Genomic DNA, 11,798 nt, shown 5'->3' on the forward strand with positions numbered 1-11,798 from the left:
CCCCGGTGCCCGTTGTGGTGGCATGACTGCGACGACCGATCCGGCCACCGACCGGGGCGCCGCCGTGCACCGGCTCCTGTTGCGTCTCGCCGGACAGGCACCGGACGACCTGGTCAGCGCGGCCCGCCAGTGGCTCGCGGCGGGCCAGCTCGCCGAGGTGGCCCAGGCGCTGACGTTCACCTGCCTGACCGGGCGGGTCCAGGTGACGGGGGCGGAGGCGGAACTGCTCGCCGGGATCCTCGGCACGGACGACGGCGTCGCGGCCGGGCTGTCCCCGGGCGAGCCGGGCCCGCCGGTGCCGTACGGGATGGCCCCGGTGGGCCCGCAGGTGCTGGCCGAGCCCGGCGTCCGGGTCCCGTACAGCCTGGACCTGACCGCCGGCGGGGCGGAGTTCGGCGGGCCCGACGACCTCGACCGGGCCGCCGTGGCCGCCGTGTCCGGGCCACCGGGGCCGATGGGTCTCTGGCGGGCCTGGCGCTACCCCGCCGTCGACGCGCGGCACCCGCCCCCGAAGCGGCTCTACCTCGTGCAGGCCGCAGAGCCGGTCGCCCTCGCCGCCCGGGTCGGCTCCGCCCTGGAGGCCGCCGGTGAGCGGCATCCGCTGGTCGAGGTCTTCGCCGACCCGGCGGAGCTGCCGCCCTACCAGCGGCGGGCGCTGGCCTACTCGGCCCTGCTCTGGGCGACCCGCCCCGCAGAGCCGCTGCGGATGGCCGCGCCGCCCGACCCCGCCGCCCCGCCCGAGGCGCTCGCCGACGACGAGGCGGAACGGGTCGTGGCGTACCTGAGCGCGGGCGCGCCGCTGCTGGCCGGCCCGCAGCGGTCGGCGGACGTCTTCGCCCCCGACTCCGCCGCCGCCGGGGTGCCGACGGGCATCCGGGGTGACGGGCGGTGGCTGTGGTCGGAGGCGGTCACCTACTACACCGACCAGTACGGCCTCGCCCCCGATCCGGGCCTGCTCGCGCAGATCCGGGCCGCCGGCTACGCCGCGCCGCCGGTCGACGCGGTGGCGGTGCACCGCTCGCTGTCGTTCCTGTTCGCCGCGATGTGCGGCACGGAGCGGATCGGGTTGAACCGACCGGGCGGGCCCCCCGTTGTGGGGGCATGACCCTGCCGTCGGCGTTGCACCGGGTGCTGCTTCGGGTCGCCGGGCACGCCCCCGCGCCGCTGCTGTCCGCCGCCCGTGGCTGGCTGGCCACGGGCGAGGCGGCCGAGGCCGCCCGGGCGCTGGCCTTCGCCGCCCTGGCCCGGCAGGTCCACCTGACCGACGCCGACGCGCTGCTGCTCACCGGGGCGCTCGCCGCCGCCGGCGGCCCGGCCGACCTGCTCGCCGACGTGCCCCGCAGCGGGCGGGACGACCCGCCGCCCTACGCCCTGACCCCGACGCGTCCCGCCGCCGGGCCCGCGGACCCGGCCGGCGGGGCCGGACCGGACCGGGTCGACCGGGCCGCCGTCGCCGCCGTCGCGGGCGTCGACGGCAGCGCCGGACCCACCGGGCTGTGGCGGGTCTGGCGGCACCCGGTCATGGCGACGCCGTACCCGCCGGCGAAGCGCGTCTACCTGGCGCAGGACCGCGCCGGTGCGGTCGCGCTCGCCGGGCGGATCCAGGCCGCGCTGGTGGCGGCCGGCGAACACGACCCGCTGGTCGAGGTCTTCGCGGACGCCGCCGACCTGCCGTCCTACCAGCGCCGCGCGCTGAGGCGGGCCGTCCTGCTCTGGGCCGCCCGGCCGGCCGGGCCGGTGCGGATCGCGGCGACCTTCGACGCCCTCGACGCCGCCGGGAACCCGGCGTTCGCCGCCGACCGGCCCCGGCTGCCGGCGGCCGAGGCCGACCGGGTCGCCGGGTATCTGGCCGCCGGGTGCTGCCTGGTCGCCAGCCCGGTGCGGGTGCCCGACGTCATCGAGCCGACCCGCCGGGTGCCGACGGACCTGCGCGCCGACGGCCGGTGGATCTGGTCGGCCGCCGCCGGGCACTACCTGACCCGGTACCGCATCGCGCCGGACCCGGGGCTGCTGGCCACCATCCGGGCGGCCGACTACACCGTGCCCGACGTGGACGCGGTGGCGGTGCACCGGGCGCGGGCGGCGCTGGCCGGGGCCGCCGGCGGCCCCGACGGCCCCGCGTCCCTGCGGCGCGTGGGCGACGGGGCAGCCGGCGATGAGTGACCCGTCCGCGACCGTCCGCGCGGTTCTCGTCGGCGACGTGCTCCTCGTCCACGGCGGGGCCGAGCCGTTCGCCGCCCTCACCGGTGTCGCCGCCCGCCTGCCGGCCGACCCCGACCGGACCCCGGTGCTCTGCTCGTCGGCCGTCTCGGAGCGGCCGGACCTGTTCGGCCTCCTCGCCGACCTGCTGCCCCGCCATCTCGGTGGTTCGGCGGTCGGCGTCCGGCTGGTCCCGCTCGGCCGCTACGCCGACCCCGACGCGGTGCCCGGCCTGGCGGCCGGGCTCGCCACGGACCTCGGGATCGACGGGTCGGTGCCGCTGGACGCCCCGGCCGTGTCCACCCGGGCCGTCCCGGTGGCGCGGCGGTGGATCCGCGCCGCCGGCGGCCCGGTCCGGCCGGAGGAGCCGCCGGCCGCCTGGCGCGCCCCGCTGCCGGACCCGCCCCGCCCCCTCGACGCCCCCGGCCCGTCCCGCCCTGTCGACGCCCCCGGCCCGTCCCGCCCTGTCGACGCCCCCGGTCCATCCCGCCCTGTCGACGCCCCCGGCCCGTCCCGGGCCGGGACGCCCGAGGGTTGGCAGGTGACCCGGGTCGGCGACGGGTACACCTGGCTGCCCGTGCCGTCGACCGCCGACCCGGAGCCCGCCCGCCCCGACCCGGAGCCCGCCCGCCCCGGCCCGCCCCGGCCCGCCGCCGGGGCCGCGACCGGTCGGCCGCCACTCCCGCCGGCCGCCGCCGGGCCGCCGCCGGGCCGCGCGATTCCGGGCGGCTGGTCCTTCCTGGACGTCGAGGAGCCGCGCCGGTCCGACCCGGAGCCCCTCGACGTGTTCCTGGTCGAGGTGGCGATCGGTGCCGGCGGTTTCCGCGTCGACGGGCGTCCGGTGCCGCCCGGCGTGCTCGCCGGCCACCTGGCCGCCGGGTGGCTCGACGGGCGGCCCGTGGCGCTGCGCGGCGGCGGGCCCTACCCGGCCGTGGCCGGGATGCTGTTCGGGGCCCTCGCCGATGCGCTCGCCCGTCCGGTGATCGCCAGCGACGACCGCGTCGAGGTCACCGCGACGGGGCTGCTCACCACCCCGGGCACGTTCCGCCGGTGGCATCCCCGGGGCCCCGCCGGCACGGCCCGGCTGGTGCACGACCTCGGCCCCGTCCTGCCGCCGCCCGCGAGTACCGTCGCCGCGCCGCCGCCCGCGAGTACCGTCGCCGCGCCGGTGCTCGCGGCCGGCGGGTCCGCGGCGGCCGTCGACGCGGCGCTCGTGCCGCCGGACGTCGCCCGACGGTGGCAGGGGTTCCGCGCCCCCGGCCTCGACCTGCTGCGGATCGGACCGGCCCCGGCGGACCCGCCCGGCCCGGCGGCGGACCCTCGGGTGGAGCAGCCCGGCCCGGCCTCGGCCCCGTCCGGGGCGAGCGCCGGGACGGACCCATTGGAGCCGGGCCCGCAGGTGGGACCGCCGGGGCCGGACCCGGGTGCCGGGGCGGCACCACCGGCACCGACGGCCCCGGCGGCGTCCGGTGCGGCGGTCGACGCCGCGCCGCCGGCCGGCGACGGCGAGCCCGCGCCGGGGCGTGCGCCCGCCCCGCCGACCGGCCCGGCCCGGGTTCCGACGCCGTGGCGGCCCGACGGGCGTGCGCTCGCCGCCGACGACCGGGCCGCGCTGCGCCGGATCCTCGCCGGCCGGTACGACGCGTACACCCAGGTGGTGACCCGGACCCTGGCGGAGGAGCCGGGGCTGCGGGTGGCCGCGATGAGCGCCCCGGACCTGCCGGCCGGCCTGGTCGCCGTCCGCGCCTACTGCGCGGGCGAGCGGGCGACGGTGAACGCGGCCCTGCGCGACGGAGTAGACCCCGACCCGGCCGCCGACCCGGCGCTGCTGGCCCGCTGGATCGCCTACGGGCTGCGCCGCCTGCCGGCGGTCTTCGGCCCGGTCTTCCGTGCGGTGACCGCGCTGCCCGAGCCCGGCTACCGGCCCGGCACGGTCCTGGTCGAGCCGGCCTTCCTCGACGTCGACCCCGTGCCTCCCGTCGTCCCCGACGGCGGGGCCGAGCTGGTGATCTGGTCCACCGGGGCCCGCCGGCTCGGCGGCCTCGCCGCAGCCGGCGTCGCCGCGCGCGGCGGCCCGGCCGCCAACCGGGCCGCGCCCCGCGCCGACGCCGGGTCCCCGGCCGTCTTCCCCGCCGGGACCTGCTTCGAGGTGCTCGCCCTGGAACCGACCGGCGTCCGGGACCCGCGGCGGGTCTTCCTCCGGGAACTGCCGCCCGGCCGGGCGGCCACCGCCGGCGAACAGACCCTGGCCCGGCTCCGGTCGGCCGCCGGGGCCGAGGCCGGAGCGACAGCGACCACCGCGCCACTGGCCGTGGCGCCCGGCTTCGACCCGGCCGGACGGCTGTTCGCCCCGCCCGACGGCGCCGGACCGGGCGACCGGCGGGGCGCGGCCGCGCCGACGCCCGAGGCGGGCCCGCCGGGGTGGGCGCAACCGACAGGACGAGAGGGTGGTGCGGGGTGAACGGAACGGTGATGGCGGTCTCCCAGACGGAGCCGGGCTGCCAGTCGACGATCGCGGGCGCGTTGGCCGTCGCCCCGGCCGGGGCCACCGTCGTCGTGCAGCCGGGGCGCTACCGCGAGCAGATCCAGCTCGGCGGCGACGTCACGCTGATCGCCGAGGAGGGGCCGGGCACGGTGACCATCGACGGCGGCGAGGGCGTCGCCCTCTTCGTCGGCGGCGGGTCGGTGACGCTGCACGGGATCGAGCTGGTCGGCGGCGCGGGGCAGCTCCCGGCGGTCCAGATCCGGGCCGGGCGGCTGGAGCTCACCCGGTGCGCCGTGCGGGCCGGCGGCATCGTCGCGGTGCACGTGCCCGGCGGCGAGCTGGCCATGCGGGACGGTCGGATCGGCAACCCCGGTGGCGCCGGCCTCCTCTTCGAACGCGCCGGCACGGGGCAGGTCACCCGGACCGAGATCGCCGGGATCGGCACGGTGGCCGTGGCCGTCACCGGCGGCGACCCGGTCCTGCGCGACTGCACCCTCACCGACGTACGCGGCAGCGCGGTGCTGTGCACCGCCGGCGGCCGGGGGCTGCTGGAACAGTGCACGATCACCGCCGTCGACGGCCCGGGGCTGGTCGTCGAGGACGGCGCGATCCGGCTCGTCGGCACCCGGATCGCGGACACCGCCGGCCACCCGGTGCTGGTGACCGGCGGCAGCCCCGAGCTGGCCGGCTGCGAGATCCGCGCGGCGACCGGCCCGGCGGTGCTGGTCGACGGGCACGCCGACCCGACGCTGCGCGACTGCGTCGTGGGCGTCGAGAGCGGGCACGGCATCAGCGTCCAGGCCACCGCCACCGGCACCTACCGCGGGCTCAGCGTCGAGGTGGCGACCGGCGCGGCCCTGGTGGTGACCGGCGCGGCGGCGCCCCGGATCGAGGGCGGCACGCTGACCGCCACCGACGGGGCGGGACTTCTCTTCGCCGGGGCGGCGAGCGGCAGCGTCCACGGGGTGACGGTCGCCCGGGCCCGCTGCGGGCTGCTGGCCCGCGGCACCTCCCGGCCCGAGCTGGAGGACCTCACCGTCACCGGGCCGGCGGAGGACGGGTTGCGGGTCGCCGAGGAGGCCCGGGTCAGCGTCCGGCGGGGCGAGGTGACGGGGGCCGGGGCGGCCGGCGCGGCGGTCGGCGGCGGCGAACTGGTCCTGGACGGCGTCACCCTGCGCGACTGCGCGAGCGGGCTGGTCGTGGCGGACGGGCGGCTGCGGGCGGCCGGCGTGGACGTGCTCGGCAGCCGGAGCGTCGGGGTCACCGCGCAGCGCGGGTCGGGCGTGCACCTGCGGCGCAGCCGGGTGCGCGGCAGCGGCGGGCCGGGGGTGCGGTTCGCGGGCGACTCGCAGGGCGAACTGACCGGGTGCGAGGTGTTCGGCAACACCGGGGCCGGAGTGCTGGTCGAGACGCGCCGGCCGGTGCGGCTGGTCCGCACGGAACTGCGCGGCAACGAGGGAGGGCCGGTGCTCACCACGGTCGCCGACGCCGCCGTCGAGGTCGTCGGCGGCGACGACGGCGCGCCACCGGTCGTCCCCGTCGCAGCCGCCGACGGGGCCGGGCCGGGCCGGGAACGCCCGCCGCAGCCGCCCGTCCACGGCGACCCGCCGGCACCCGCGGCCACCGGCGCGGTGGCGGCCCCCACGCCGCCGGCGACGCCCGCCGCCGACGACCCGGTCGCGCCGCTGCTGGCCCAGCTGGACGCGCTGGTCGGCCTCGCCGGGGTGAAACGGGAGGTGGCGACCCTGGTCGGGCTGCACCGGATCAGCCAGCGCCGGGCGGCCGCGGGGCTGCCCGCGCCGCCGATGTCCCGGCACATGATCTTCGCGGGCGCGCCGGGCACCGGGAAGACCACCGTCGCCCGGCTCTACGGTCGGATCCTGGCCGCCCTCGGCGTGCTGCCCGGCGGGCAGTTGGTCGAGGTGGCCCGCGCCGACCTGGTCGCCGAACACATCGGCGGCACGGCGGTGAAGACCACCGAGCGGTTCCGCGAGGCCGTCGGCGGCGTGCTCTTCGTCGACGAGGCGTACACCCTCGCGCCGGTCGACGGCGGCGGCTCGGGGCACGACTTCGGCCGGGAGGCGATCGACACGCTGGTCAAGTTGATGGAGGACCACCGCGACGAGGTGGTGGTGATCGTCGCCGGGTACTCGGCGCAGATGCGCACGTTCCTGGCGGCGAACCCGGGGCTGGCCTCCCGGTTCTCCAAGACCGTCGAGTTCGAGAGCTACTCCACGCCGGAGCTGGTGCAGATCGTCGAGCGGCTGTGCAGCAGCCACCACTACGCCCTGGAGTACGACACCCGCCTCGCCCTGGAGACGTTGTTCGAGGCGATGCCGCGCACCGGTTCGTTCGGCAACGCCCGGGTGGCCCGGCAGACCTTCGAGGAGATGGTCAGCCGGCAGGCGTTCCGGCTGTCGGGCAGCGGCGCCGCGTCCGGGGTGGAACTGGCGCAGCTGCTGCCGCAGGACCTCGGCGAGGTGGGGACGGGCCCGGTGGACGACGAGCCGCCCGCCGCCGCGGTGGACGCCCTGCTGGCCCGGCTGCACGCCATGGTCGGCCTGGACGCGGTGAAGCAGGAGGTGGCCGAGCTGATCGACCTGCTGGCCGCCGTCCGGACGCGGGTCCGGGCCGGCCTGCCCGCCCCGTCGGTCTCCCGGCACCTGGTCTTCTCCGGCCCGCCGGGCACGGGCAAGACCACGGTGGCCCGCCTCTACGGGCAACTGCTCACCGCGTTGGGCGTGCTGCGCGGCGGGCAACTGGTCGAGGTCGCCCGCGCCGACCTGGTCGGCGAGTACGTCGGGCACACCGCGCAGCGCACCCGGGAGGCGTTCGAGCGGGCCCGGGGCGGGGTGCTGTTCATCGACGAGGCGTACACCCTCGCCCCGCCCGACGCCCGCAACGACTTCGGCCGGGAGGCGATCGACACGCTGGTCAAGCTGATGGAGGACCACCGCGACGAGGTGGTGGTGATCGTCGCCGGCTACGAGGCGGAGATCGAGCAGTTCCTCGCCGCGAACGCCGGCCTGGCGTCCCGCTTCTCGCGGCGGATCCACTTCGCCCCGTACACCGCCGACGAGTTGGTCGCCATCTTCGAGGGCATCGCCCGGGCCGGCGGCTACGACTGCCCCGGGGACACCCTGACGGCCCTGCGCAGGCACTTCGAGCAGGTGCCCCACGGCCGGGCCTTCGGCAACGGCCGGTACGCCCGCCAGGTCCTCGACGAGGCGGTGACCCGGCAGGCGGGCCGGCTGCGCGGCCTGACCGGGCCGACCGTCGCGGACCTGCGCACGCTGCGCGCCGAGGACGTCACCCCCGCGGCGGCCGTCCATGGCTAGCCCGGCGCGGGCGGCGGGCGTCGTGACCACCGGGTCACGGGCCCGCCGCTCCGGCCGCTCCCGCCGGCGCCGACCCCGCCGCCCGGACCGGGGCGACAGCAGCGACAGGACGCCGGCCGGCTACCCGTATGCTCTCCTGGGTCGCCGTGTGGCTGATTGTCCGAATGCGCCTGCGCAGCCGGTCACGCGGACGGTGAGTGTGCTGGGGAGGCGCCGGGTGGCAGGTCTTTCTCGCGTGCCGGACGCGGACGCGCCGGGCGGGGCCGGCATCGAGGTGGCGGCAGGCGACACCCGGGTCGACGACCGGGCTCCGTCTCCGGCTGACGTCGAGGCCACGTCGTCGGCGGCGGACCTCCCGCCCGACGCGCGGCTGCGGGCGCTGCACGACGCCCACGCCGATCCGTTGTTCCGCTTCCTGCTCCGGCTGGCGCTCGGCGAGCGGCAACTGGCCGAGGACCTGCTCCAGGAGACGATGGTCCGGGCGTGGCGCAACATCGACAACCTGGCCGTCGACCCGGAGACCCAGCGGCGCTGGCTGTTCACCGTGGCGCGCCGGGTCGCCATCGACGTGGCGCGGGCCCGGCAGGCCCGCCCGACCGAGGTCGGCTCGCTGGACCTCAACCGGATGCCGACGACCGGCGACGTGGCCGAGGGGGTGGTGACCACGCAGACCATCCGGGACGCGTTGCCGAAGATCAGCGCCGAGCACCGCAGGGTCGTGGAGGCCGTCTACTTCCGGGGGCTGTCCACCGCCGAGATCGCGGCCGCCTTCGGCATCGCCGAGGGCACCGTCAAGTCCCGCGCCTACTACGCCCTGCGTGCGCTGCGCGCCGTCATCGGGAGGGTCGACGGTGCGTGAGGAGTCCGCCACCACCGCGATGGCATACGATTGCGGCGGCAGAACCGCGAGGCGCTGCCTCCCCGAGCAGAGCTGACGACCATGACCGACCTCCGCAGCGACAGCGACGCCCCCGGCCCGGCGGCCCACGCCCCACTGGAGTCGTGCGCCCCCTACCTGTGGGGCGACCTCGACCCGCAGGCCGAACAGGACTTCGAACGCCACCTCGGGACCTGCGCCATCTGCCTGGACGAGTGCGACCGGCTGGGCCCGCTGATGACCGCGTTCTCCGGGCTCACCAGCGACGAGGCCGCGGACCTGCTCGCGGTCGGGTCCGCGCCGGCACCGGTCGGCGCGCACACCCCACCCGCCGCCACCGGGACCCGCACCGACGGTGAGCCCGGCGCCGGCCCCGGGCCCACCGCCGACTCCGAGTCCACTGCCGACTCCCGGCCCACCGCTGGCCCCGAGTCCACCGCCGCCGGGCCGGTCGACGCGCCGGAGCCCGTTGGGGTCACGGACCGGGGCCGGCCGGGCCGCCGCCCGGCGCGGGCCGCCGGCCCGGCCGCGCGGGGCCCGGCGGGACACGCCCCCGGCCGGGCCCGGCGCGGCCGCCGGTCGTGGCTCGTCGCCGGCGGGCTCGCCGTGGTCGCGGCGGTGTCCCTCGGCGTCTCCCTCGGCCAGCGCTACGCCGGCGGGCCGCCCGAGACCGGCTCGGCCACCGTCAACCCGGTCAACGCGGGGGTGACGGTGGAGGGCACCGGCGCGACCGCGCGGCTCTCCGTCACCGTCTCGGCCCGCGCCGGGCGGCCCGGTCCGGTCGCCGACGTGCGGGCCACCGTGGTCGGCCTGACCGCCGGGGTCGAATACCGCCTCTACGCGGTCGCCACCGACACCCGGACGCACCAGGTGGCGCGGTGGACGGCGACGGCCGGCCCGCAGGACGTCAGCGGCGAGATCACCGTCCCCGTCGACACCCTGGCGTTCTTCGCCGTCGCCGACGCCGACGGCACGGCCGTGGTGTCGGCGCGCCTGGGCGGCCCCCGCTAGCCGCGCACCTTCGTCCACTTCTGGTTGGCCCCGCCGCTGCACGTCCACAGTTGCAGGCCGGTGCCGTTGGCGGTGGACCAGTCCCGCACCTCGACGCACCTGCCGACGACCGAGTTGACCAGGTCACCGGAGGCGTTGACCCAGAACTTCTGGGCCCAGCCGCCGTTGCAGGTCGCGAGTTGCACCCGGGTGCCGTCGGCCGTGGCGGCGTCCGCGAGGTCCATGCAGAGGCTGCCCATCCGGACCGTCCCGTCGCCGCCGAAGGTCCACTTCTGCCGGGTCGAGCTGCCGCAGCCCCAGAGCACGAGCTGCTGGCCGTCGGCGGCGCTGGGCGCGTGCACGCACTTACCGCCGTACCCCTTGATCTGGTAGGTGGTCGCGGCCGGCGCCGCGGTGGTGGCCCGGGGGGTCGCCCGGGTGGTGCGGGGGGCCGCCGGGGTGGTCCTGGTGGCGGAGGCGGCCGGGCGGGACGGGTCGCCGGCCGCGGCGGGCCTGCGGGTGGGCAGGGCGAGCGCCGGCCCGGTGGGCGCGGCCGGCGCGACCGTGGGGCGCGGCGACGGACGGCCGCCGAGGCGCGGATCCTGGGCGTAGAAGGCGGCGTAGGCGAGGACCCGACCGGCGTGCTGCTCCACCGTGGACAGGTTGGGCGCGCCACCGGTCTGCACCCCCGGGCCCCACTGGAAGGTGGCCAGCGCGATCGGGTACGGGTCGGCGGCCAGGCCGGCCAGGTCGGTGGTGAGGGCGCACATCGTCCGGGCGAGGGTGGGGATCGCCGCCGCCGGCTCCCACGGCGACTGCCCGGCGGTGGCGTACCGGCTCCAGAGCGCGGGGAGGAACTGGGCGATGCCCTGGGCCCCGTTCGCGCCGAGCAGGTGCGGGTTGAACCCCGACGCCGCCATCAGCTGACCGGCGATCTTCGCCGGCGTCACCGCCGGACAGACCTTGCCGGCGGCGAGGATCAGCTCCAGGTGCTCCTGGGGGATGGCACGCGGCGCGCTGCCGGCGGCCGGTGCCGGCTGGGCGGCGGTCGGCGGCCCGCCGGCCGCGTCGCGGTCGAAGTCGGGCTGCCGGGAGTACCACGTGGTGTATCCGACGACGGTGCGTACGTACGGGGCCGCCGCGTCGGGGACGCGCCGGTCGGCCTGGACGACGGAGAACCCGGAACGGTGGGCGGCGAGCGCCAGCTCCCACGCGTCGCCGTCGATGTCGGACTGCCGGATCTGCCCGACGAGATCGCACATGTGGTGGGCGAGCGCGACGATGTTCGCCGCGACGTCCAGCCGGGGCGCGTCGGGCCACGGACGCCAGCGCTGCCAGAGCTCGTCGCTCAGGCCGGCGACCCCGGAACCGCCGTCGTCGGTGCGCGCGTCGGCGTCGAAGCCCGACGCGGCCATGAGCTGACCGGCCAGGCGCGGGGCGGTGAGCGTCGGGCAGGAGAGCGCGGCCTGGGCGATCATCTGCGCCTGGTCGGCGGGGACCGGCCTGCCCTCGCGCACGGTCTCGGCGGTGGCCGTGCCGAAGCCGGCGCTGGCCGCGAAGCCGGCCAGCACGGCGAGGGCCAGCACGAGGACGCCGGCGGCGATCCGGGTGACCAGCGGCGGGCCGGGGAGCCGGGGCGTCCGCCGCCGCACCGCGCCGACGAGCCGTCCCAGGCGCTGGCGGTAGGGCTTGGAGGTCAGTGGCACCGTGGCGCTCCTCGGCAGGCTGCGGATTCGACCCCTCAACGGGCTGAACCGGTCGACGGTTCAGTCAGATCAGGAAGGAGTTTGCCCGGCGGGTCGGTGGGCGGCAACCGCGCCGGTGGCGGGCGCGGACGGCCGTGCCCGCCGGTGCGCCGTGCCGGAACACTTCGGCCCGCGTTTCCATTCAGTGAAAGCCCCGGTTCCCC

At 78.6% G+C, this 11,798-nt stretch carries 7 protein-coding genes; 6 read left to right on the forward strand and 1 reads right to left on the reverse strand.

Features of this window, described 5'->3' with window-relative positions; genetic code table 11:
* Positions 1-22 precede the first annotated feature (22 nt).
* The 6 genes from O7633_RS32210 (at position 23) to O7633_RS32235 (ending at position 9,910) form a co-directional block, all read left to right on the forward strand.
* Entirely contained in the window at positions 23-1,105 is a 1,083-nt protein-coding gene (locus O7633_RS32210) for a hypothetical protein (protein ID WP_282325094.1), read from the forward strand.
* Positions 1,102-2,163: a hypothetical protein gene (locus O7633_RS32215; RefSeq protein ID WP_282325095.1), complete on the forward strand. Its 1,062-nt coding sequence runs from the start codon at positions 1,102-1,104 to the stop codon at positions 2,161-2,163. Before O7633_RS32210 ends, O7633_RS32215 begins: the two co-directional genes overlap by 4 nt.
* Positions 2,156-4,660: a hypothetical protein gene (locus O7633_RS32220; RefSeq protein WP_282325096.1), complete on the forward strand. Its 2,505-nt coding sequence runs from the start codon at positions 2,156-2,158 to the stop codon at positions 4,658-4,660. Before O7633_RS32215 ends, O7633_RS32220 begins: the two co-directional genes overlap by 8 nt.
* Entirely contained in the window at positions 4,657-8,022 is a 3,366-nt protein-coding gene (locus O7633_RS32225) for an AAA family ATPase (protein WP_282325097.1), read from the forward strand. The genes O7633_RS32220 and O7633_RS32225 overlap by 4 nt, the downstream gene beginning before the upstream one ends.
* 217 nt (positions 8,023-8,239) lie before the next feature.
* Positions 8,240-8,881, forward strand: a complete 642-nt coding sequence (locus O7633_RS32230) for a sigma-70 family RNA polymerase sigma factor (protein WP_282325098.1) — start codon at positions 8,240-8,242, stop codon at positions 8,879-8,881.
* A gap of 81 nt (positions 8,882-8,962) precedes the next feature.
* A complete protein-coding gene (locus O7633_RS32235; protein WP_282325099.1) occupies positions 8,963-9,910 on the forward strand; it encodes a hypothetical protein in 948 nt (315 codons plus the stop codon).
* On the opposite strand, the gene O7633_RS32240 is transcribed toward O7633_RS32235, so the two are convergent.
* Entirely contained in the window at positions 9,907-11,595 is a 1,689-nt protein-coding gene (locus tag O7633_RS32240) for a ricin-type beta-trefoil lectin domain protein (RefSeq protein WP_282325100.1), read from the reverse strand. The two genes, O7633_RS32235 and O7633_RS32240, sit on opposite strands and share 4 nt — an antisense overlap.
* Positions 11,596-11,798: the final 203 nt, after the last annotated feature.

The sequence above is a fragment of the Micromonospora sp. WMMD712 genome (assembly GCF_029581295.1).
Classification (GTDB): Bacteria; Actinomycetota; Actinomycetes; order Mycobacteriales; family Micromonosporaceae; genus Micromonospora; species Micromonospora carbonacea.